We start from the raw sequence: 20,964 nt of genomic DNA on the forward strand, positions 1-20,964 counted from the left end.
AGCCTTGACGGCAGTACACCGGATCAAGCCTACTTCACCCCGCTGCCGCTCCGCACGGCAGCCTAACCCCGGCAGAGCCTCCACTTATCGATGCGGAGATGCTGTTCAGACAACCGGGACCAGCTCAGGTCCAAAACGTTCAGTTTTGATGGCGAGCGGATCGAAGCCGAGCTTCACAAGCTTGCTTGAGATGCTCTCAACAAACCCTGTGGGACCGCAGACAAAGAACAAGGGGTTTTCTTCGCGCGCAAAGCTGCTCTCCGCGAGCAGGAGTTGGTCAATCCGCCCTCTGTGGCCGCTCCAGTTGCGAGGACACGCGCGAGTAAGAGCATAAACCAGGCGCAGATCAGCATCGCCGTCGGTCATCGCATCGAGTTCATCTCGGTAAATGATGTCGTCCAGGCTGCGAACTGAATAGATCAACGATGCAGGTATGGGGTCGCGCAATGCTCTGCGGTGACGCAACATGGCCATAAGCGGCGTAACCCCACTGCCGCCCGCAACGAGACATAACGGGCGATTGGCCGCTTGATTCCAGATAAAGTGGCCGCCGATCGGTCCGCGAAACTCGAGAGCGTCACCAATCTGCAGTTCATCGAGCAGATAGGAGGAAACCTCGCCGTCCTCGATCCGCTCCACGGTGAGGGTAATGAGGTGCTCCGCCGGAGGCGACGCGATCGAGTAGCTTCGTTCCGCCCGATAGCCGCCGTCGGCCGTGAGGCGAATGTCGACGTGTTGTCCAGGCCGGTGCCCGGGCCAACGGGTGGGCTGCAGGACGATGCTCTTCACCCGACTCGTTTCGGCCACGATAGCCTGCACGCGTCCGATCTGCCATTCGATCCTGGACCGCAACTGAGGCGCGTCAATCGCCGTCATATCGCTGCTCCCTCCAGGGATCGCCGTAGTTGTGATAGCCGCGCGACTCCCAGAACCCCGGCTCGTCCTTGGGCATGAAGCGCAGTCTCCGGAGCCATTTCGCGCTCTTCCAAAAATAGAGATGAGGAACAAGAAGCCGTGCAGGGCCTCCATGAGCCGGAGCGAGCGGCAAACCCTCGTAGCGGGTCGCAATCATCGCTCTTCCGCCGATTAGGTCGACAAGGGGAAGGTTCGTCGTGTACCCGCCGTCACAATGCGCCATGACAAAGGCATTGGGTGGCGCGTCCAGCCCGACAACCTTCAGAAGGTCGTCGAAGGTGATGCCCTGCCAAACCGTTTTGAGCTTCGTCCATTTCGTGACGCAGTGAATGTCAGTTTTGATCGTGGTCTGCGGCAATGCTTCGAATTCGTCCCAGGTCCATCTGCCAAGCAACGTTCCGCCAAGTTGAAGCGAAATGTTCCAGTCGGCGACCCGGATGTCCGGCGTCGGTCCGGCGGAGAGCACGGGGAAGTCGGTCGTCAGATACTGCCCGGGCGGCAACTCGGCCGCCCCGGAAGTCCGGCGTTTTGATCTGAAGCCGCGGGAAACAACAGGCTGGTCCATTGATGCGTGCCCTTGTGTGTGCTGACGCGCAGGAGTCCGGACGTGATATCGGCGTGCCGTGGATCCCGCTCCAACGCAGATGCACCTCGCTCGATGGCTTGTCGATGGCCGCTGCGGAGAATGCATCAAGATCGAGAAAGACAGAGCAATCGCGGATGCGCAGCCACGGCGCATTTCAATATTTAGAGCCTTGCGATCTCGAGTGTTGCGAGCAGGAGGTGACGATGTCGGACGTGAGGCGGACGCTGCATTCGGACGGGCTTGCTTACCTTAGCGCTCAGGAACTGGCAGCTCGCATCCGTCGACGTGAGTTGTCGCCGGTTGAAGTGATCGACGACTTTATTCGGCGCATCGAAGTGCGCAATCCGAGCCTCAACGCGCTCGTCTATCTCGATTTCGACGGAGCCCGCGCAAGAGCGAAAGAGGCCGAACGCGCATTATGTGCCGGCGAGCCGATGGGGCCGCTGCATGGCATCCCGTCAGCGCTCAAGGATCTGTTCGACTTCAAGCCGGGCTGGCCAGCAAGCCTTGGCGGCATTCGTGCGCTGAAGCACCACGTCGTGAACGGCTACTGCGCATTTTGCGAGCGCATGGAGCAGCGCGGTGGAGTAGTATTCCTCGGCAAAACCAACAGTTCTCTCATGGGCTTCCGGGGCACATGCGACAATTACCTATTCGGTCCCACCCGCAACCCTTTCAATCTTTCCAAGAATGCCGGCGGCTCCTCCGGCGGCAGTGCCGCAGCGGTAGCCGATGGACTACTGCCCATTGCAGAAGGCACGGATGCCGGGGGATCGATACGCATTCCGTCCGCCTGGTGTGGCGTCTACGGTTACAAGGCATCCTTTGGCCGCGTGCCGTTCCTGGTGCGACCGAACGCTTTCGGCGCCGCTGATTCCCCCTTCCTCTTCGAAGGGCCGATCACCAGAACGGTCGAGGATGCGGCCGTCGCTTTGAACGTCCTTGCCGGCCATGATCGGCGGGATCCTTTCAGTCTGACAGGACCGGCGGTCGACTTCACAGCAGCGACCCGACGTTCCATTCGCGGTCTCAGGATTGCCTATAGTCCGAACCTGGATGTCTTTCCGGTCGACGGAAAGGTGGCCGAGACGGTTGGCCCCGCGTTGATGGCTTTCGAAGAAGCCGGAGCTCACGTTGAGGAGGTCAAGCTCGGTATCTCCCGTTCGCAGCGGGAATTGAGCGACGTCTGGTCTCGCCTCTACATGCTTCTGAACCTGCAGGCGATCGATAACATCAAGCGCGATGGCATCGATCTGTTCGGGCAGCATCGCGCCGACTTTCCGCCCGAATATCTGGATTGGGTCGACAAGACCAACCGGATGTCCGGTCTGGACTTCTTTCGAGACCAGGCCGTTCGGTCGGAGGTGTACGATGCTTTTCAGCGAGTTCTTCAGAAGTTCGATCTGCTCGTCACGCCAACTCTCGCGTGTCCGCCGGTCGATAATTCAAGCGACGGGAACACGATCGGCCCGACGTCCATCAACGGCGTGGACATCGATCCCCTCATCGGTTGGTGCCTGACCTATTTTGTCAACTTTACGGGACATCCGGCGGCGTCGATCCCGGCAGGTCTGTCCGGGGGACTTCCGGTCGGGATGCAAATCATAGGCCGGAGAAATGCCGACTCGGATGTGCTGGCGGCAAGCGCTGCGTTCGAGCGGCTTCGGCCATGGCAGGACAATTACCGAATTTGCCGTGAGCGCCCCCTTCATGACCGACAAGTTCTTGTGAGCGGCGGAGACTTCAGTGAGAGATGATCGAATCAACCCGGCAATCGTGAACGAACTGGCAGCGACCGTGAGCCTCTCCATCGATGAGCCGGACCGAGCCGGGATCGCTGCGTTGATGGCGTCGGTCAGAGCGGCAGTCATTCGGCGAGCGGACACGCTACCAATCGAGTCGCCCCCGGCACTCGTATTTGATCCGCGATAACGGAGCTTTAAGAATGGACATCGCCGGCCTGGACGTTACGGGGGCAGCTAAAGCGATATTGTCCCGGTCACTTTCGCCTATCGACCTCACCGAGCACATGCTGGGGCGGATCTCGAGGATTGATCCTCACCTGAAGGCATTTGTCGAAGTGCTGTCTGAGCAGGCGCGGGCTTCTGCGAAGCAGGCCGATGCCGAAATCCGCAAGGGCCATTATCGTGGTCCGCTGCATGGCATCCCGGTCGCGGTCAAGGAACTGTATGACATTGCAGGCGTCGAGACCCGTTCCGGCTCACGTGTACGGGAACATTATGCCGCTCGGGCCGATGGCGCCGTCATCCGCAAACTTAGGGACGCTGGTGCTGTCTTGCTCGGGACCACGACGACCTATGAATTTGCCTTCGGCTTTGACGCTCCGCCGACGCGCAACGCATGGAATCTGGACCACATTCCCTCGGGTTCGACTGGCGGTGCGGCGGCGGCCCTTGCGGCACGGCTGTGCCTGGCCGCCGTAGGCAGCGATAGCGGTGGTTCGATCCGCACGCCGGCCGCAGCGAATGGCGTCGCCGGCATCAAGCCGACCGTTGGTCGCGTGAGCAAGGCGGGCATTACCGTCGTCAGCTGGTCGCTTGATCATCCCGCCCCCATGGGAAAGACCGTGAGAGACCTCGCGGTTCTGCTTGGAGTCATGAGCGGGGTCGATCCGAATGATCCGAGCAGCAGGAACCTCCCGGTGCCGGACTACACGAAGGCTCTGGACGGCGACGTCAGGGGCATTCGCATCGGCGTGCCGAGCAATTACTTCTTCGATGACGTCCAGCCCGCGGTGGCGCATGCCGTCGGCGAAGCCGTGACTGTGCTCGAGAAGCTAGGAGCGGCGATCGTCCCGCTGACTGTCCCGAGCATGGAAGGGATCATCGACTCGTGGCTCGCCATCGCCCTGGCGGAAGCCGCAACTTATCATCAGCAGAGCCTCCGGTCGAAAGCCGACTTGTACGCGAGCGATGTGCGATTCTTGCTTGAGGCTGGCGAGCTGACGCTTGCCACAACCTATATCAATGCGCAGCGCGTCCGACATGCCTGGAGGTCGTCACTGCGCGCCGCCATGGAAGCCGTAGACATCATGATCACACCGACCTTGCCGAATACCGCAATGAAGGTCGGCCAGACTCTGAGCAAGATTGGCACGAAGGAGGAGACGGTCTTCGAGGTCTCTGCGAGATTTTGCGCTCCTTTCAATCTAGCGGGCTTTCCAGCAGCTTCTATTCCGTGCGGCTTCGCGCCCGATCGGCTTCCGATCGGTCTTCAAATTATCGGCAAGCCATTTGAGGAGGAAGCCGTTCTCCGGGTCGGGCAAGCATTTGAGAGCCGTACGGATCATCACTTGAGAGTACCCTCGATTTCGGGTCTGTCAGCCTGATTACCACGCGCGGTCCGGCGAACCTCATCGCGGCGACGCGCGAACAGATTACATCAAGATAGAAAAAGAGAAGGCAATCGCCGACGAGCAGATTTTGTTGCGATTGGCTATCCCGGATCCCGACAGATCATTCGTGCCGAGGCCATGTGCGCTCGGTCGCAATCGCGGGAGAAAGCTATGCGGGTTGGAGCTCAGGCAGCAGCGGTAGTCATCGCGGGCAGCGCGGTTGCGACGATGCTGTTCTTCGGATCGCTGAAGGACAGCAACGCTCAGAGCACTGCGCGTTACTTGCCGCAATACACTGCGGACGGACAACTGCTCCTGCCAAAGAATTTCCACGAGTGGGTCTACGTCGGTTCGCCCTTGACGCCAAATGCCCTCAACGGGGGACAGGCAAACTTTCCGGAGTTCCACAACGTCTACATCGAGCCGGGTTCGTACGCGATCTACAAGAAGACCGGCGAATTCCCCGAGGGGACGATCCTGTTCAAGGAATTGCAGCTCACGTTGCCGCAGGAGAACGCTGACGGTTCGCGGACGGAAGCGTCGGGGCGCGGTTACTTTCCAGGCAAGTGGAACGGAGCCGATGTGACCGTCAAGGACTCCAAGCGCTTTGCCGAGACAAATGGATGGGGGTACTTCAACTTCAATCATCATGAACCAAAGGCGTCGATGGCCAAGGTGAAGTCGAAGGACGAGTGCGCCTACTGCCACATCGCCAACGCCAAGAAGGATGAGGTCTGGACGCAATTCTACCCGCTGCTGGACAACAAGGACGCGCGATAATGCGCATTAAGCTCCCTAAAATCGCCTGTATCGCTCTGGCCGTGGCGATCGGGATCGGGTCGGCGCTCAGGCAATCGCTGTTTCGGGCGAGGGCTGCCGATGGCATCGCGACCGGCGCTGGAGCGGCCGACCGAGAGGGTCACCTGCATGTGCCCGATGACTATCGCACCACCGATCAGCTCCTCGGAAGCTGGGCGATTGCCGCGGACGAGGGCAAGGGCTCGAAGGAAGTTCACGTCGTCTATGCCTCGCCCGGGGTGATCGGTGCCTATCGAAAGACCAGGCGCTTCCCGGATGGCGCGGTGCTGATCAAGGAGGTCTTCAAGTCCGCCACCGCCGAGATGACGACCGGCACCGTCAGCCGTGCCGATGTCCTGAAGGGCTGGTTCGTGATGATGAAGGACACCGCGAACAGGCATCCGGTTAGCGCGCTGTGGGGCGATGGCTGGGGTTGGTCCTGGTTCGACGCGGGCGATCGGTCAAAGACAACCACCACGAACTACAGCGAGCAATGTCAGGGGTGCCACGTGCCGGCGCAGGCGTCCGACTGGGTTTACGTCGATGGATACCCGCCGCTGAGGCCATAGCGCCGGCCCGGGCCATCGAAAGTCATTCGATTCAACAAAAGCCAATCATCAGAGGAGCGAGAGATGGCTAAAGAGGCGATCAACGAGATGGGAATGTCCAAAGGACAGGCCGGTCATCTCTATACCCAGACCAACGAGATTGAAAATGCCGTAATCCACTACGCGCGACAGGTCGACGGCAAGCTGATCGAGGTTGCTCGCATCAAGACTGGCGGCGCCGGGTCCGGCGAATTCAAGCCGATCAGCGGCCAGGACAGCGCCCCCAACTCGTTCGAGGGCGCGGGGAGCGTCATCATCACATCCGACCGGCGCTTTCTGTTCGCGACCAACGGTGGAGACAATTCCGTATCGAGCTTTCGTCTGGAGAGCGACGGGCAGCTTACACTGCTCGATGTGAAGTCGACCGGCAATCCAGTCGATGGAAGGAGTGGCACGGCGAAATCACTCGCTTTTGCGCCTTCGACCCGGACGCTCTTCGTTCTGCACTCGTTCGGACCGGATCATCTGCGGTTGATGTCGGTGGATGCAGAAGGCATGCTCAAGCCGCGGCCCGAGCGCTACACGGTCAACACCTACAGCAAGCGGAATCGCGTCTCCACCATGGTCGCGGTCTCGCCCAACGAGGATATGGTGCTGGTGGGCACCACATTCGACGAGCCGATCGCGCACACCGGGTTGTATCCCGACGGCTCGCCCATTCTTTGGGTCCAGCGGGCGGGCGGCGCGTTGCATTCCATTGCCTCGAATGCGCCGGATCCGGACGGCCTTGCCGTTTTCGCGCTGCAGAAGGATGGCTCGCTTGGCACGGCCAGATTCTATGACGCAAAGGGCGGTTCTCCGTTCTTCATCGCCTTCCTGAACAAGCGGCCGGATACCTTCGTGATCGGCTATGCCGTCGGCGACGGATGTTCGATCTGTACCGTCGAAAAGAACGGCGCGATCAAGATTGGTCCGCTGGTCAAGATCGATACGAGTGCAGGCCTGCCGTCGGAGCTGTGCTGGCTTGCGATCGCTCCCGATGATCGCACGATCTACGCGACGAATTTCGGCTACAGCAACATCAGCAGCTATCGCATCAACGGCGGCGGTCTTGAGATTGCCAGCGATCCGGCCTGCCCCAAGGTGCCCGGCGACGGCACCGCAAGGGGATTGAACGGGACCGTGACGAGCGGACCCAGCGATAGCTGGCTCACGCCGGACGGCGCCTTCCTCTATCAAATCTACGGTAATGCCTCGAAGTTGGTCGGCTACAGCACTCAGTCGGACGGCTCGTTGAAGGAAATCGGCAGCGTCAAGATTCCGTACAACAGCCCACAGGGGCTCGCCGGCTTCTGATCCGGTTCGATGACACAAGGACCGGGCGTGGTTCGCATCGCTGGCCCATGCCCGGCATCTCCCTTGCTCAAAGCGGGAAGCGGACGACATGAGCTGTGAGACGGATGCTTGAAGCAGATCACGACCGCACTCGCGACAGATCAGTGGTTCACCGCAGGCATATTGGCGCGGAAGAGGGTCTCGGGCAGACATTCGAGTTGCAGCGCGCTGCAGGCGTGGCGCGGGTGGTATTTTCTGGTGCTCGAGATAGCACCGAGGTTCGCGACGTCTATCGCAAGTTTCCGATGGCCGTCTTGTTTCCGAGTGTCGACAATTGTCGACACAAGGAGACCGTTCTCATCAATACATCGGGCGGTGTTGCGGGCGGCGACGAGATCAACATCGAAATTGTTGCCCGGGACAAGGCCTCGGTCGCGATGACCACGCAGGCCGCGGAGAAGGTCTATCGCGCTCTCGACCGTCCTGCCCGGATCCTGACGCGGTTAAAAGCCGAGGGGGGTGCTCGACTTGCATGGCTTCCGCAAGAGACGATCGTCTTCAACAAGGCGCGCATCGTGCGGCAGACGGAAGTCGAAGTGCGATCGGGGGCTGAGCTGGTGGCCCTGGAGTGGCTGGTTCTCGGCCGCGCCGAGAGCGGTGAAGAAGTCATCGCCGGGTATATTCTGGATACCTGGCGGATCAGGGTCGACGGCCGCCTCGTTTGGGCGGACGGCTTCCTTTCGTGCGACCAGACATTCCCTCAATTGCGGAGAATGGCTTTGCTTTCAAACTGGAGAGCGATCGCGACAATGATTTATTTCGGGCCGGGCCTTGAGGAACGGCTCGCGAGATTTCGCGAGATCGGAGCCTCTCTGGGATGCGCGTGCGGAGTTACGCTCGTGGGCGCGATCATCGTAATCCGCGTCGCTGCAGCTGCCAGTGCGGATCTCAAGCGAGGTCTGCGCCGCTTCCTCGATCAGCTCAATCGTGAACTGGGAAAAGGGCCCTTCGGCGTGCCGAAGATGTGGTCCTGCTAACTGCGCGGCGAATGGGAAAGCCATCTTGAATCTGACGCCACGAGAACGAGACAAGCTGATGATCGCTCTTGCTGCGATCGTTGCGCGTGGCCGGCTCGGCAGGGGCGTCAAGCTGAATTATCCCGAAAGCATCGCATTGATTTCCGATGCCATCATGGAAGGCGCTCGCGACGGGAGATCGGTTGCGGACCTCATGGCGGAAGGCGGCAGGCTTCTGCGCCGCGATCAGGTCATGAAGGGGGTTCCGGAGATGATCCGCGAGATCCAGGTCGAAGCGACGTTTCCGGACGGTACCAAGCTTGTCCCCATTCACAATCCGATTCGATAGGAGCTGGAGGCGCGACATGATTCCCGGGGAAATCATTCCGGCTGATGGCGACATCGTCCTGAACCGCGACAGGACGGGACGATCGATTGACGTAGCCAACGCAGGCGACCGGCCGGTCCAGGTCGGTAGCCACTATCACTTCGCCGAAGTGAACGCTGCACTCGTGTTCGATCGGACCGTTGCCCGTGGCTGCCGCCTCGATATCCCGGCCGGGACTGCCGTGAGGGTCGAGCCGGGGCAGTCGCGCGAGGTCTCGCTGATTCCGTTTACCGGGGCGCGGCGCATCTACGGCTTCAGCGGCGGCGTGATGGGCCCTCTTGAATCGCGTGCCGGCGCCTCTGGCGTCAATGACTGAGAGAGAGAAAAGCGATGTCCGTCACGATGAGCCGCAGAGCCTATGCGCAGATGTTCGGTCCCACGGTCGGCGACAAGGTGCGTCTGGCGGACACCGACCTGTTCATTGAGCCCGAGAAGGACTTCACGATCTATGGCGAGGAGGTGAAGTTCGGAGGCGGCAAGGTCATTCGGGACGGGATGGGACAGTCGCAGGTCACGCGCGCACGGGGAGCAGTCGATACGGTCATTACCAATGCGCTGATCCTGGATCATTGGGGGATCGTCAAGGCCGACATTGCGATCAAGGACGGGCTAATCGCTGGCATCGGCAAGGCGGGTAACCCCGACACACAGCCGGGGGTGTCTATCGTTATAGGGCCGGGGACGGAAATCATCGCGGGCGAGGGCAAGATCATCACCGCCGGAGGGATGGATACTCACATTCATTTCATATGCCCCCAGCAGATAGAGGAAGCGCTTTTCTCGGGCATGACGACTATGATGGGCGGAGGCACCGGACCCGCCGCGGGAACAACGGCAACGACCTGTACCCCAGGGCCGTGGCACATCCATCGCATGCTTGAGGCGCTGGACGCCTTCCCCATGAATTTCGGCATTTTCGGCAAGGGCAATGCCAGCGCACCCGAGGCCCTGGTCGAGCAGGTCGAAGCCGGAGCTTGCGGCCTGAAGCTGCACGAGGACTGGGGTGCAACGCCGGCAGCCATCGATTGCTGTCTGTCCGTTGCGGACGACATGGATGTGCAGGTCATGATCCACACCGACTCCCTGAACGAGGGTGGGTTTGTCGAGAGCACGATCGCTGCGTTCAAGGGGAGGACGATCCACGCTGCTCACACCGAAGGGGCAGGCGGCGGCCACGCGCCTGATATCATCAAGGTCTGCGGCGAGAACAACATTATCCCTGCCTCGACCAACCCGACGCGCCCTTATACGGCAAACACGCTCGACGAAGCGCTGGACATGCTGATGGTGACTCATCATCTCGACCGCCGTATCCCGGAAGACGTTGCCTTTGCGGAAAGCCGTATAAGGAAGGAGACGATTGCCGCCGAGGACATCCTGCACGATCTCGGCGCCTTCTCGATCGTATCGTCCGATAGTCAGGCGATGGGACGCGTCGGCGAGGTGATCACGCGCACTTGGCAAACCGCCGACAAGATGAAGAAGCAGTTCGGCCGGATGTCGGAGGAGGCCGGACAGAACGACAATTTCCGGGCACGACGCTACGTCGCCAAATACACCATCAACCCGGCGATCGCGCAGGGAATGTCGCGCTACATAGGCTCGCTCGAGATCGGGAAGCTTGCAGATATCGTTGTCTGGGACCCGGCATTCTTCGGGGTCAAGCCTGATATGGTCTTGAAATCGGGCATGATCGTCGCCGCCATCATGGGTGACCCCAACGCGTCCATACCCACGCCTCAACCGGAGTATTACCGGCCCATGTTCGGCGCCTTCGGCCGTTCGCCCGCCAGGAATTCAGTCACGTTCGTGAGCAAGGCCTCGCTCGAGACGACGATCTCGGTGAACCTGCAAAAGCGTCTCCTGCCGGTCTCTGGGACGCGCACGATCGGCAAGCATTCCATGATTCTCAACGACGCGCTGCCTCGGATGGAAGTTGATCCCGAGACCTATGAGGTACGGGCAGACGGACGAATCCTCACGTGCCCGCCGGTGGATGTCGTTCCAATGGCGCAGCGCTACTTCATGTATTAACGAGTTGGTTGTTGCATGGTGGTGCTATGACAGACGACAATCGGGAACTTTCTGCGCCGGCATTGCTGCGACTGCTGGCCTGGCTTTCACCGTCATTCCCGAATGGAGCGTACAGCTATTCGCACGGCCTGGAGTGGGCCGTCGAGGCCGGTCACGTTACCAGCCGCCGCAGCCTCATTGACTGGCTCGAGGCCGACCTTTGCTATGGCTCCGGTCGGAACGAGGCCATCTTCTTCATTGAGGCGTATCGTCATGTGATCGGGGCAGCGGAAGACAGGCTGCCGCATCTGGCAGAACTCGCCGCAGCGTCGCGCGGGACCTCTGAATTTGCGCTCGAAGCTGCACAGCAATCGGCTGCATATCTTACAACCCTCCGTCGCGTGTGGCCGGATCGAATTCTGGATGTTTTCTCGGACCCGAAATGCCCACCTGTATCGTCGGTCATTCTCGGCGCCTGCTCGGCGCGCTTGGAGATACCCGCCGGCATTGCCCTTCCGGCATTCCTGCACAGCTACGTCGCCAATCTGATTAGTGCCGGCGTGCGATTGGTGCCGCTTGGTCAAACTGACGGTCAGCTTGCGATCGCGACGCTTGAGCAGACGATCTTGTCGCGGAGTGAAATCGCAACTCGCGAGACTGTCGACGACCTTGGCTCGGCGGGTGTGATGACTGAGCTGGCGTCCATCGCCCACGAGCTGCAATATACGAGGTTGTTTCGCTCATGAGCACGACTACAGGCGCGAGCCGCTCGTTCCGTACGTCTGGCGTTCCGTCAACGAATGGTCCGTTACGCGTCGGTATAGGCGGCCCGGTCGGTTCCGGAAAGACGGCGCTGATCGAGGCCTTATGCAAGCATCTGCGTGAATTTTACCAGATTTACGTGGTCACAAACGACATCTATACCAAGGAAGATCAGCTCATTCTGACACGCGCGCAGGCACTGCCCGCTGACCGCATCGTGGGGGTGGAAACGGGTGGCTGTCCGCATACGGCCATACGAGAGGATGCCTCGATGAACTTGGCGGCAATCCGCGACATGAATTTGAAATTCCCCGATGCTGAGCTTTGTTTCGTCGAGTCGGGCGGCGACAATCTCGCTGCCACATTCAGCCCGGAACTCGCTGACCTTACCGTCTACGTGATCGACGTGGCCGCGGGTGAGAAGATTCCCCGCAAGGGAGGGCCCGGGATCATGAGATCTGATTTGTTGGTCATCAACAAGGTCGATCTCGCTCCCATGGTTGGCGCCAATCTGACGACTATGGAAAACGACGCTCGGAGGATGCGAGGGGAGCGACCGTTCATCTTTTCCAACATGAAGGTCGGCCAGGCCGTCGATGAAATCGCAGACTTTATTCTGCAAAAAGGCGGGCTGTCTTCCGTGGCGTTACCTCGGAATTGTCGATGACAGATGCCTTTGCGCTGCCCGTAGGGGAACTTGGCATTCGTATTCCTGTCGCGATAAGCGAACGTTGACGGCCTGGATTGTTCCGTCCGAGCAGCCGCTGGAGCGGTGCGCGTGCATAGAGGAAAGTCGCGATGACGGATGATGATCAAGAGGGTTTTGGCGATCTGGCGAAGCTACGCCGGAGCATCGATAATCTGGACGCGGCGGTCGTTCACCTTCTCGCAGAGCGCTTCCGCTGTACCGATGCGATCGGAGATTTCAAGGCCAGACATGCATTGGCATCTCGAGACCCCCGGCGTGAATCAACGCAGTTGAAACGGTTGCGGGCCATCGCCGCACAAAGCGGGCTCGACCCGGAGTTCATTCAGAAGCTCCACGACCTGATCGTCCGCGAAGTTGTCGCCAATCATGAGGCGATCAAGTTCAGATCGGGAACCGACTAGGCCGTGAATGCAGTCCGTGCTCGGCAAAAGGCGGAATAAAGAGAAATATGTACTCTCGGGAGTCACGTTTGGCGAACATTTGCACGAGTCTGATCGTCGCCCTGATGATCGGATCCATCCCCTGGACGCGCGATGCAGTCGCGGCCGAACCCAAAAGTGCCGATTATGCGGCCTTGAGCGAGGCGATCCTCGAGGGCAAGGAGCCTCGGATGCCGATCGACCTCTCCGCTTGTCAAGTTCACGGCGTGGATATCGCGGGTCCGCCAATCAAGGCGAGCATCCGGTTTGATGGATATATGATCCAGGCAGACGGAACGATCGCGTTCTCGACGACCCATATGACCGTGAGGTCGGACAGGTCGGTCAGAGAGTTTCCGTCGTTCAGGGTGCATGCAAACGGGAAGATCGAAGTCCGTACGGTGACTCTTGGGGTTGTCAATTTCGCCGTGCTCAAGGACACTTCATTTGATTGCGAGATCGGGAGAGCGGCGACTTTCCGTTGGTAACTGCGAAACGACTTCTCCCTCTGGACAGAGAAGTGAATGGACCTCGCCGACGGCTTGCGGTGTGTTGGCCATCTCGGCGTGACGACCTTCAGGCGCAGTCGTCGAGCTCAAAAGCCATGCCTTTCGAACAAGATAGAGTTGAGTACGAGCGGATAGTCTCTGGCTTCCTGCGCTCATCACTTGCGCGCGCATTATGCCGAGAGGTCGACCAGGCTGCCGGTCTGCTGGCCCATCTTTTCAAGCTGCCTTTCAATCGCATCTCTAATCTTCTGCTCGACCGCCGTTCGCTGGTCCGGGCTCATTTTGGCGAGATCGGCATCGGTGAGATTCATGCTTTTCAAGATGCCGGCTCGCATACGGTCGAAGGGATTCATCTTCGCGTATTTTAGGAAATCCGCAACTGCGCTGCTGTCGCCCGATGCGCCATCTTCGTTTGCTTGCACGTTTCCGCCGGTGGACGTCTCCGGCGTCTTCGTGGCGCTGGTCGAAGAGGTTGCCATCGCGGCTTGGTAGGCGAAGAGTGATGATCCAGTCGTGACTTGCATGTTTGGCCCCTGCGACGAACTCAGGTGTGCAACGCGTGTGCCAAAGCGCTTTTGTCGGGATTTCGGTGTTTCCCGCTTTTAACTGGTTTGGGCTGCCTTGGCGGGAGAGAAAAAATTGCCGACTTCGCGGTGGCACCGGCAAAGTGTGCCGGGTCGTACTTGGCTCCGACGCGTGGGCGTCGATCGCATGCTGGGCACCGCCGCGTTGCGCAAGGTGTTGGCGGGAAGTGCGTAACCTGAACCTATCGCCGCGATCACGACCGCCATCGAAGTGCGTATCCGGCCGGGGTCATTGACGTTCCTCGTACCTGTTGCAGCGGTCATCGCCCAATTGGACCCGGTTGAACTCCTGAAATGGCGGATCACAACGCAGCAGCGTGTATGACTTGTACGAGGGAGGAGGTACGCGCCAGCAAAGAGTCTGGCCCGCGGGTATCTGGTACGTTTCGCCGCTTGTTAAAGTGTAACGACAGGCGGCATCCGTGCTCTTAATCTTCGCCTCTGCCTCGGCCTGGGTGACTGATATCACCGCGAGAAATATCGCCAAAGGTACACGCATTTGTTCGTTCTCCGCATCTGATCACAAAGTCAAACTGGGATGCGGCGATCGCTGCAGCAAGACAGCATAGAGTCACAAAGTTCTGAAAGAAATTGGAAGATTAATAGGGCGCGCCGTGTAACCTTTGGAGCGGTCGAGACTGCAAGTATCCAGTGCGAACGATTTGCAGACATCTTGATTGATCGACAAATTGCACGAACAGAAAACCATCGCGTGATGGCCCTTGGCGGCGGCGCCAATTTGGGCTGGCGGGCGTCAACGAGCAGTCGTCTCGTCGCAAGGAGCCGTGTCGGAAGGGAGCGACGATGATGGGCGCGCCAGGTAGCTCTCGGGGGTGAGAGGGTTGTCGTCCTAAGTCTCTGATTTTAGAAAATAATAATGCAATCTAAGCGAGAATCGCTCCCTTTCCGCCATAATAAACGGCTTCAAGAAAGCCCCGTAAAATCAGGTCTTACTGCACGGCAGAAGCCTCTGGTGTAGCCCAGGGTGTAGCCCCAAGGTTAATCTAGCTCGCCATGGCGGGCCCCAAGTTTCAATGCTCGAGGCTCTTCGGCGCTACCCCGGACGTGGCGTGATTGCTTGCCTCAAGAAGGAGGTATCGTGTTCTCGTCCGTCGCGCCGATTGCGCCAGTACCGCTTCAGCGAAGCGCTCGGTGAAGATGTGGCGTCCGCATAGGACGGCATCGCAGCGTAAGCGGCGGGCGATTACCGAAACTGGACGATCCGCCCCGACAGCGGCAGATCGGTTACGCGTCGCCGATACTGGCTAGGACATGTCGGGAAACCGTTCCGCACGATGGACACAGACCAACGCTTCCCGACGCCCGGACCGCAATAACCAATCAAAGCGACAGACATCCCCAAAACTGCATCAAAGGTGGATCAGAGCAATATTCCTTGGGTCAGAGGCCCGGCGGCTTCAGCGAGCTATCGGCCCACCCTCGGGCGACGGGGTTTTCGAGCGGATCGACGCCATCGCAATTTGTGCAAATGTAGCGATCGCGGCCGGACCCAGCGTCGACCGGCACGCGCTCCATCGGCTTGCCACACCCCGGACAAGGCTTTCGTATATCGAAAGACGTCGTCGACATCTGAAACATCCCTGCGGCTCCCTACATAGTATGGATTCCGTCGCCGTCTCAACCGATCAAGGGCGCCTTCGTCCAGCGCTTCGATCACGGTGCCGATATCGGCTTGGGCGAAGCAAGCGACACCAAGCGTTGTTATATTCATGTGTCGACGGGGAAACGACGGTGACCTCGATGTGATCCCAGATCCTTTGCGAACGTATCGAACCATTTTTCGTACTCCGGACAAGAGGGCTCCGCAGCACGATGAAGGGGGACTTGGTGTGGGGTAGAGTTCCTGACGGTCAAGTCCGGTCAGGAGAGCCGGGGACGACGCTGCCATTCTCGCCTGTCGGCGAAAGGCAGCAGCGAGCCTCACGCTTGAACGCGTCCATTTCCTTCGCGAGATCGTTCAATACCTGATGTTGTTCATCGTGACTGATCGCACTGCTTGCCAATTTGCGATAGCGGTCGCGGTTCGACCGGCGGAAGAATCTCGACATTCCTGCTGCCGGCTTCCGCGTCCTGATACTTCTGTGCGATCTGCTCATCGCAATCTTGCTCCATCGATCGAGGATCTCGCGCGAACACTGTCATCACGTCCCGTTCTGTATCCGCTCAAAGCTCAGAACCCACAAACGAATTGTGTTGACGCTTCAATGCAAGGCGATTGCACGGTTGTGCGGTGGATTCTCGCTATGTGGTAACGATGAGGAGGACGGTTCGAACCGATAATGACGTGCTGCGGCCCAAATGCTGATTGTTTCACGATGCGTCTCGTCCATCGAGCTTCCATTCGCTACCGGCCGTTGAGACGGCTGGAGTAGAATCGGGCCGTCCCCCCACCAACTGATCCGACCGTCTTTGACCGGTTTGCGCTAGACTTCAGGTCCTCACCTCCGTGGTTCTTGGCGACGGTCGTGGGTTGCCTTGTGCGCCGCGTCCCTCCTGCGACGGGCGGCTTTGGCCCGCAACCTGGCCAGTCTGAGCTTGGTCTTCTTCCGGTTCTTCGACCCCTTCTTGCGGCGATGGACGGTCCGGTGGACGTCCTCCAGCCGGCGCGGTTCGGTTGGCGTTGGCCGCGGGATACCGAACACCGTCCGTCGGAGAGAACGATCGGCTGGGCGCTTCCGATGTCGATTCCGACCGGGGGGCCGAATTGGTCGGAATGACCACCTCTAGCTCCGTTTGCGCCGACACGAACCATTCGCCGGCGATGGTCGACACAGCGACGTTCCTGATCTTACCGGAGACCGGCCCCAGCCGGTCTTCGGCAAGAAGATGCGGTCGGACTCGATCCTGATCTGCTTGGGATCGGGATAGCGGAAGCTTTCCTTGCCATTTCGTCGCCGCGTCAGCTCAGTCGTTGCCCCGTTGCATGGCCAATCCGCTGTCAGCCAAGAAAGCCATGACCATTGAGCCAGGCCGTCGTCAATTCCGTCCCATCGCACGAACAAGCAAATAAACGAATTCAATTGACATTTTGCTGCATCAATTATGCTATGAATCGATGGATATCGAGCTCGCCAGAACTTTCATCGAGATCGTATCAACCGGTAGTTTCATCAAAGCTGCCGATCGCTTGCATGTTGCGCAGACCACGGTCAGCGCACGTGTGCGCCTCCTCGAGCAGCAGCTGGGGCGGCCGCTGTTCGTTAGAAACAAGGGCGGTGCGAGCCTCACCCCGGCTGGCGAGCAGTTCCTTCGTTTCGCGCCGACCTTCGTGCAATTGTGGCAGCGCGCAAAACAGCAGGTGGCTGTGCCGGAAGGACACAGCGCTATCTTGACGATTGGAAGCGAAGTCAGCTTATGGCGACCGCTTTTGATTGAGTGGGTCAGGGCGATGAGGCAGTCACACCCGGACATTGCGCTTCGCGTTCACGTGGACGTTCCTCAAGATCTGGTTACGCACGTTGCTGCCGGGCTCGTGGATATCGCGATCATGTACGCCCCCCAACACCGACCGGGGTTGGAGGTCGATCTGGTCATGGAGGAAGAACTCGTACTCGTGACAACCGATCTCGCGAAGTATCACGAGAATGATCCTCGATACGTTCACGTCGAATGGGGTTCAGAGTTCGCTCTTCATCATGCAGTGAGCTTTCCGGAAACCGTGCCGAGCCTCGTGACGAATCTCGGTCCGCTGGCGCTTAGCTATATCCTCCTGGAGGGAGGTTCCGGATACTTCCGAATGCATGCGGTCCAATCCTACCTTGCCAGGGGCGCGCTCCATCTGGTTCCAGGCGCGCCTCGATTCTCATTCCCGGTCTACGCCACACACGCGACAAATGTTGATGCCGCAGCGTTGGAGGCAGCACTCGACGCCTTGCGTACGGCTGCAAGCGTCGAGAAGTAGCTCGACAGAATCGCGTTACGAACAGTTCAGCAAGAGCTTGCGCCAACAGCATTGGCGGAGCGTCAGTGGCGACGGTCACCAACGCCGTCAGCATCACCGCCACGCTGTGCCCGCGATTGGGGCAGCGTTGATGCTCCGCTCGATCGCACCTCAAGCACCGCGAGGCTTCGTTCCCTACCATGCTCGCTCCAACGAATTGACTGTCCAGGTCCAAGTCCAATGAGGGCAGTACCAATCGAACTTAAAACCGATATGCAGTGAGCGGTTTTGGCTTCGTCCGGAAGAACGAGACGGCCGCGACGAACATGTGGGATTGCATGCTCGACGAACTTCACCTCGCATCCGAGTCTGACGGCCGAATTCCATGCGGCGGCGTCTGAGATAATATCGGCGCGATCAATCTCTTCCCGAAGAAGGCAATCCGTATCCACGTTCGTTGCCTGCAGGTCTTGAAGCAGCCTGAGAAGCTTTTGTTGGTCCATTCTCGTCAGAACAATGGACGGTCGGTCAGAACGTCTCTGTCCAGAGCTGGTCATGGTCCTCTTCTCCCGAGAGCAGCAACTTCCCATCGGCCATCGTCGACGACAAACGAGTTTATTTGACCATTCGATGCAATGAAAACGCTGGTGAACGACTCAGATCCAATGCGGCAGCGTGGCGAAGGCCGCAGCGATGACGACTACAAGTGCGCTGAGCAAGACGCAGCAGGCGAACAACCCGATGAACCTCCAGCCGCTCATGGCCACTCCTCTCAATTCCTCGACTTCGGTCGGCCCCCTAAAGAACACTTGCAGCACTATCGCCTCCGCTCGACCGGGCTCTCAATCCTCACTGCGCGCCGCGGCCCTCAACCATTCTCTAACCACGTGAACTCTCTCCTATCGTCTGTCTCGCGACAACATGCCATCGGGATTGACAAGCCAGATGAACGCTATCCACAAAACCAGGACGATCAGTGTTCCGCCGATGATCATAGAAGTACTCCTGAGTTCCCCCATCGGCGACGCGCATCCTGCAAGCGCGTCACGCGCTCAACGCCACTCGGTACGGGTTTTGGAACGATGAAATGAAGCGCATCTCTGTGAGCACCTGTCCGGACTACTCACCAGCTTGCGGGAGACCCTGTGACGGCACGACTGTAGGGTCCTGCGCCTTCTCCGATGCATAGATGATGCGCTATCTAGGTCATGACGCATACTTAAGATTGAGGTCGACCAAAGCAAGTGAAACTGTTTGTCGCAACCTTTGTCTGAGATGTCGGACGAAAGCCACGTCGTTGGTCATTGATCTCGGTCCGGGTCTCACAATTCAAGCCGCATCTCATCGCGGTTCAATTCCGCGGAGATTGAATGGTGTCTAGGTACGACGATGCGAGGCAATTCGCGACAAAACGGCGCGGAGCAGCGGAGTGTCTTGATTTCGCGGACACGTCGCGACAACTATGGTGGCATGATTATCATTGCGCTCGATCAACAATATTGCGTCGAGGGCCACTTGCAAATTGGCAAGTGACCCGGGCGGCCTTGATGGCTGTCCGGGCATAACTGTTTTCACAAAAATCTGACCTGCTCGGTCCCGAGGTGCGCAGCACACGTTGCGCGCTCGTCTGACATGAGCCTGTGGGCGAAGGTGCGCCGCAATACGAAGCTTGGTCCGTGGGCGACTTGCACCTGGCCGCGCGATCGAGCTAACACCGAAGGAGTCAAGAGATGACAGAGGCGAGAGAGATCGGGCGATTGTACATGAACGCCGCGAGCGATGCAGTTGCAGCGATCGCAGACCATGGTCGCAAGACCGCGCAACTGGCCGGCAACAACACGCTGCAGTCATTTACCTATCTTGCCCGACTTGCGGGCGCCAAAACCGGAATGGAAACGATCGAGGTTTCAGATGCGTATTACCGAAATCAGCTCGGCGCGCTAGGGCAACACGCGAACAATCTGATCGATCTTACCCGCAGGATGCGAACCATATGTCTGGCCCCTTCTGAGCGCCAAGAGGCGGACGAAGGCGTCTTGCCCGCACATGAAGGCTGAGGAGTATTGCGCGATGTCAAACATGGGAGTCGATACCACCGAGCAATTGCCTTCGATCGGCATAGCGCGACGAGACCATGCGCGCCTTGAACGGTTGGCCGACGATGCCGTGAAGGAACGTCATCCGGTAGGCCGCTTCTTGATGTCGGAGGTTCGCCGGGCTGTCGTGTTCGATGCCAACCAGGTACCGGATGGTACCGTGTGTCTCAACGAGTGGGTGACCTACAGAGTCGATGGTGGTCGGCAGTCTGAAAGTCGGATCCTGGTGTGCCCGCACGACCTTAGAAACGGACTGATGGAACTATCGGTCCTCTCGCCGCTTGGTGCCGCCCTTCTCGGAATGAGCGTTGGGCAGCGTATGAAGTTCTTCAGTATCGAGGGGGGGCTTCATTCCGTCATTGTCGAGGGCGTCCTGGCACCGGCGGGAGCACCAGTGTTGTTTCCGCTACAAGCCCGCGGCATCGTCGATCGGGCTTCCGCGAGCTCCCGCGGGCCCGATGACGACGGCCCTGAGGCGGCTTAGGAGCGGATGTTTTGGAAGAGAGCTGGATCGCTCGATAAGTCTTAAGGAGTGGGAAATGCAGTGCGACAGAGTAGCTAAGATGAGACCGCCGATTGCCATTGATGCTGATCATTTCACCCGACTATCGGCGCTCTCGTCGATGGCAAGCGGGCCGATGGCCGATGTATGCGAATATCTTCGGGAGGAACTCGACCGAGCGCATGTCCTCCCGGCAGATGAATTGCGTCCCGACATTGTCAGTTTCGGCAGTAAGGTGCAATTTCGAGATGAGCAGACCGGAAAGATTCAAGAGATAGTTCTGGTTTATCCGCTTGATGCCGATATTGCGCGCCGACGTGTGTCCGTGCTGACGCCGATCGGCGCCGCACTTCTAGGACTTTCAGTCAATCAGACGATTTCGTTTCGTACTAGAACCGGCGAATGGCGCGAGCTCACCGTGCTCAAAGTCGGCCGCGAAGACTAGTTGGGCACCGAAGAAAGAACGCGGGCGCGATGGGCTGCCATCGCGCTCCCATCTCTCAACCACTAGGTTGCGAGTGGCTATAG

General features: G+C 59.1%; 23 protein-coding genes. 17 read left to right on the top strand and 6 right to left on the bottom strand.

Annotated elements, in window-relative coordinates:
- Positions 1-105: 105 nt before the first annotated feature.
- Both ABIA96_RS11335 and ABIA96_RS11340 read right to left on the bottom strand, forming a co-directional pair.
- Positions 106-876: a ferredoxin reductase gene (locus ABIA96_RS11335; protein WP_354137141.1), complete on the bottom strand. Its 771-nt coding sequence runs from the start codon at positions 874-876 to the stop codon at positions 106-108.
- Positions 863-1,480 carry a sulfite oxidase-like oxidoreductase gene (locus ABIA96_RS11340; protein WP_354137142.1) on the bottom strand — a complete coding sequence of 206 codons (618 nt, stop codon included), beginning with the start codon at positions 1,478-1,480 and terminating at the stop codon, positions 863-865. The genes ABIA96_RS11335 and ABIA96_RS11340 overlap by 14 nt, the downstream gene beginning before the upstream one ends.
- A gap of 224 nt (positions 1,481-1,704) precedes the next feature.
- Between ABIA96_RS11340 and ABIA96_RS11345 the strand changes: the two genes are divergently transcribed.
- The 13 genes from ABIA96_RS11345 to ABIA96_RS11405 all read left to right on the top strand — a co-directional run bounded on the left by ABIA96_RS11345 (position 1,705) and on the right by ABIA96_RS11405 (position 13,332).
- Entirely contained in the window at positions 1,705-3,258 is a 1,554-nt protein-coding gene (locus tag ABIA96_RS11345; protein ID WP_354137143.1) for an amidase, read from the top strand.
- A 188-nt stretch (positions 3,259-3,446) separates the two neighbouring features.
- Complete coding sequence (locus tag ABIA96_RS11350; RefSeq protein ID WP_354137144.1) at positions 3,447-4,850, top strand: amidase; 1,404 nt, start codon at positions 3,447-3,449, stop codon at positions 4,848-4,850.
- 177 nt (positions 4,851-5,027) lie between these two features.
- Positions 5,028-5,636: a cytochrome P460 family protein gene (locus ABIA96_RS11355; RefSeq protein WP_301269936.1), complete on the top strand. Its 609-nt coding sequence runs from the start codon at positions 5,028-5,030 to the stop codon at positions 5,634-5,636.
- A complete protein-coding gene (locus ABIA96_RS11360) occupies positions 5,636-6,223 on the top strand; it encodes a cytochrome P460 family protein (RefSeq protein ID WP_354137145.1) in 588 nt (195 codons plus the stop codon). The genes ABIA96_RS11355 and ABIA96_RS11360 overlap by 1 nt, the downstream gene beginning before the upstream one ends.
- A 63-nt stretch (positions 6,224-6,286) precedes the next feature.
- Positions 6,287-7,558, top strand: coding sequence for a lactonase family protein (locus ABIA96_RS11365; RefSeq protein ID WP_354137146.1), 1,272 nt, complete (start codon positions 6,287-6,289; stop codon positions 7,556-7,558).
- Positions 7,559-7,662: 104 nt separating this feature from the next.
- Positions 7,663-8,574 (top strand): urease accessory protein UreD, encoded by a 912-nt coding sequence (locus ABIA96_RS11370; RefSeq protein ID WP_354137147.1) that lies wholly within the window; start codon positions 7,663-7,665, stop codon positions 8,572-8,574.
- Between the two features lie 25 nt (positions 8,575-8,599).
- Positions 8,600-8,902, top strand: a complete 303-nt coding sequence (locus tag ABIA96_RS11375) for an urease subunit gamma (RefSeq protein ID WP_354137148.1) — start codon at positions 8,600-8,602, stop codon at positions 8,900-8,902.
- A gap of 16 nt (positions 8,903-8,918) precedes the next feature.
- Positions 8,919-9,257 carry an urease subunit beta gene (locus tag ABIA96_RS11380; RefSeq protein ID WP_354137149.1) on the top strand — a complete coding sequence of 113 codons (339 nt, stop codon included), beginning with the start codon at positions 8,919-8,921 and terminating at the stop codon, positions 9,255-9,257.
- A 14-nt stretch (positions 9,258-9,271) separates the two neighbouring features.
- Positions 9,272-10,975, top strand: coding sequence for an urease subunit alpha (gene ureC / locus ABIA96_RS11385; RefSeq protein WP_354137150.1), 1,704 nt, complete (start codon positions 9,272-9,274; stop codon positions 10,973-10,975).
- 26 nt (positions 10,976-11,001) lie between these two features.
- The gene (locus ABIA96_RS11390; RefSeq protein ID WP_354137151.1) at positions 11,002-11,700 is read left to right on the top strand and encodes an urease accessory protein UreF; all 699 of its coding nucleotides are present in this window, start codon (positions 11,002-11,004) and stop codon (positions 11,698-11,700) included.
- Positions 11,697-12,383, top strand: coding sequence for an urease accessory protein UreG (gene ureG / locus ABIA96_RS11395; protein ID WP_354137152.1), 687 nt, complete (start codon positions 11,697-11,699; stop codon positions 12,381-12,383). The genes ABIA96_RS11390 and ureG overlap by 4 nt, the downstream gene beginning before the upstream one ends.
- 131 nt (positions 12,384-12,514) lie before the next feature.
- Positions 12,515-12,826 (top strand): chorismate mutase, encoded by a 312-nt coding sequence (locus ABIA96_RS11400; RefSeq protein WP_354137153.1) that lies wholly within the window; start codon positions 12,515-12,517, stop codon positions 12,824-12,826.
- 68 nt (positions 12,827-12,894) lie between these two features.
- Positions 12,895-13,332, top strand: coding sequence for a VirK family protein (locus tag ABIA96_RS11405; RefSeq protein WP_354137154.1), 438 nt, complete (start codon positions 12,895-12,897; stop codon positions 13,330-13,332).
- A gap of 191 nt (positions 13,333-13,523) precedes the next feature.
- On the opposite strand, the gene ABIA96_RS11410 is transcribed toward ABIA96_RS11405, so the two are convergent.
- The 3 genes from ABIA96_RS11410 to ABIA96_RS11420 form a co-directional block, all read right to left on the bottom strand.
- Positions 13,524-13,877 (bottom strand): hypothetical protein, encoded by a 354-nt coding sequence (locus ABIA96_RS11410; RefSeq protein ID WP_354137155.1) that lies wholly within the window; start codon positions 13,875-13,877, stop codon positions 13,524-13,526.
- Between the two features lie 1,931 nt (positions 13,878-15,808).
- Entirely contained in the window at positions 15,809-16,006 is a 198-nt protein-coding gene (locus ABIA96_RS11415) for a hypothetical protein (RefSeq protein WP_354137156.1), read from the bottom strand.
- A gap of 390 nt (positions 16,007-16,396) precedes the next feature.
- Positions 16,397-16,600, bottom strand: a complete 204-nt coding sequence (locus tag ABIA96_RS11420; RefSeq protein WP_354137157.1) for a transposase — start codon at positions 16,598-16,600, stop codon at positions 16,397-16,399.
- A 413-nt stretch (positions 16,601-17,013) separates the two neighbouring features.
- On the opposite strand from ABIA96_RS11420, the gene ABIA96_RS11425 reads away from it, so the two are divergent.
- Complete coding sequence (locus ABIA96_RS11425; RefSeq protein WP_354137158.1) at positions 17,014-17,859, top strand: LysR family transcriptional regulator; 846 nt, start codon at positions 17,014-17,016, stop codon at positions 17,857-17,859.
- A 62-nt stretch (positions 17,860-17,921) separates the two neighbouring features.
- On the opposite strand, the gene ABIA96_RS11430 is transcribed toward ABIA96_RS11425, so the two are convergent.
- Entirely contained in the window at positions 17,922-18,428 is a 507-nt protein-coding gene (locus ABIA96_RS11430) for a GreA/GreB family elongation factor (protein ID WP_354137159.1), read from the bottom strand.
- A 1,140-nt stretch (positions 18,429-19,568) separates the two neighbouring features.
- On the opposite strand from ABIA96_RS11430, the gene ABIA96_RS11435 reads away from it, so the two are divergent.
- The 3 genes from ABIA96_RS11435 to rnk all read left to right on the top strand — a co-directional run bounded on the left by ABIA96_RS11435 (position 19,569) and on the right by rnk (position 20,881).
- Positions 19,569-19,895 carry a hypothetical protein gene (locus tag ABIA96_RS11435; protein WP_354137160.1) on the top strand — a complete coding sequence of 109 codons (327 nt, stop codon included), beginning with the start codon at positions 19,569-19,571 and terminating at the stop codon, positions 19,893-19,895.
- A 22-nt stretch (positions 19,896-19,917) separates the two neighbouring features.
- Positions 19,918-20,418, top strand: a complete 501-nt coding sequence (locus tag ABIA96_RS11440) for a GreA/GreB family elongation factor (RefSeq protein ID WP_354137161.1) — start codon at positions 19,918-19,920, stop codon at positions 20,416-20,418.
- Positions 20,419-20,497: 79 nt separating this feature from the next.
- Positions 20,498-20,881 (top strand): nucleoside diphosphate kinase regulator, encoded by a 384-nt coding sequence (gene rnk, locus ABIA96_RS11445; protein ID WP_354137162.1) that lies wholly within the window; start codon positions 20,498-20,500, stop codon positions 20,879-20,881.
- Positions 20,882-20,964 lie beyond the last annotated feature (83 nt).

Origin of the sequence: Bradyrhizobium sp. LB11.1, assembly GCF_040549385.1 — a bacterium.
Lineage (GTDB): Bacteria > Pseudomonadota > Alphaproteobacteria > Rhizobiales > Xanthobacteraceae > Bradyrhizobium.

Bases quoted from the DNA above. Each gene is read 5' to 3' on its own strand.
- ABIA96_RS11435 (WP_354137160.1), top strand. From the start codon at position 19,569: ATGACAGAGGCGAGAGAGATCGGGCGATTGTACATGAACGCCGCGAGC.
- ABIA96_RS11380 (WP_354137149.1), top strand. From the start codon at position 8,919: ATGATTCCCGGGGAAATCATTCCGGCTGATGGCGACATCGTCCTGAAC.
- rnk (WP_354137162.1), top strand. From the start codon at position 20,498: ATGAGACCGCCGATTGCCATTGATGCTGATCATTTCACCCGACTATCG.
- ABIA96_RS11410 (WP_354137155.1), bottom strand. From the start codon at position 13,877: ATGCAAGTCACGACTGGATCATCACTCTTCGCCTACCAAGCCGCGATG.
- ABIA96_RS11340 (WP_354137142.1), bottom strand. From the start codon at position 1,480: ATGGACCAGCCTGTTGTTTCCCGCGGCTTCAGATCAAAACGCCGGACT.
- ABIA96_RS11415 (WP_354137156.1), bottom strand. From the start codon at position 16,006: ATGTCGAGATTCTTCCGCCGGTCGAACCGCGACCGCTATCGCAAATTG.
- ABIA96_RS11345 (WP_354137143.1), top strand. From the start codon at position 1,705: ATGTCGGACGTGAGGCGGACGCTGCATTCGGACGGGCTTGCTTACCTT.
- ABIA96_RS11365 (WP_354137146.1), top strand. From the start codon at position 6,287: ATGGCTAAAGAGGCGATCAACGAGATGGGAATGTCCAAAGGACAGGCC.
- ABIA96_RS11425 (WP_354137158.1), top strand. From the start codon at position 17,014: ATGGATATCGAGCTCGCCAGAACTTTCATCGAGATCGTATCAACCGGT.
- ureC (WP_354137150.1), top strand. From the start codon at position 9,272: ATGTCCGTCACGATGAGCCGCAGAGCCTATGCGCAGATGTTCGGTCCC.
- ABIA96_RS11350 (WP_354137144.1), top strand. From the start codon at position 3,447: ATGGACATCGCCGGCCTGGACGTTACGGGGGCAGCTAAAGCGATATTG.
- ABIA96_RS11440 (WP_354137161.1), top strand. From the start codon at position 19,918: ATGGGAGTCGATACCACCGAGCAATTGCCTTCGATCGGCATAGCGCGA.
- ABIA96_RS11370 (WP_354137147.1), top strand. From the start codon at position 7,663: ATGCTTGAAGCAGATCACGACCGCACTCGCGACAGATCAGTGGTTCAC.
- ABIA96_RS11360 (WP_354137145.1), top strand. From the start codon at position 5,636: ATGCGCATTAAGCTCCCTAAAATCGCCTGTATCGCTCTGGCCGTGGCG.
- ABIA96_RS11390 (WP_354137151.1), top strand. From the start codon at position 11,002: ATGACAGACGACAATCGGGAACTTTCTGCGCCGGCATTGCTGCGACTG.
- ABIA96_RS11335 (WP_354137141.1), bottom strand. From the start codon at position 876: ATGACGGCGATTGACGCGCCTCAGTTGCGGTCCAGGATCGAATGGCAG.
- ABIA96_RS11400 (WP_354137153.1), top strand. From the start codon at position 12,515: ATGACGGATGATGATCAAGAGGGTTTTGGCGATCTGGCGAAGCTACGC.
- ABIA96_RS11355 (WP_301269936.1), top strand. From the start codon at position 5,028: ATGCGGGTTGGAGCTCAGGCAGCAGCGGTAGTCATCGCGGGCAGCGCG.
- ureG (WP_354137152.1), top strand. From the start codon at position 11,697: ATGAGCACGACTACAGGCGCGAGCCGCTCGTTCCGTACGTCTGGCGTT.
- ABIA96_RS11430 (WP_354137159.1), bottom strand. From the start codon at position 18,428: ATGGGAAGTTGCTGCTCTCGGGAGAAGAGGACCATGACCAGCTCTGGA.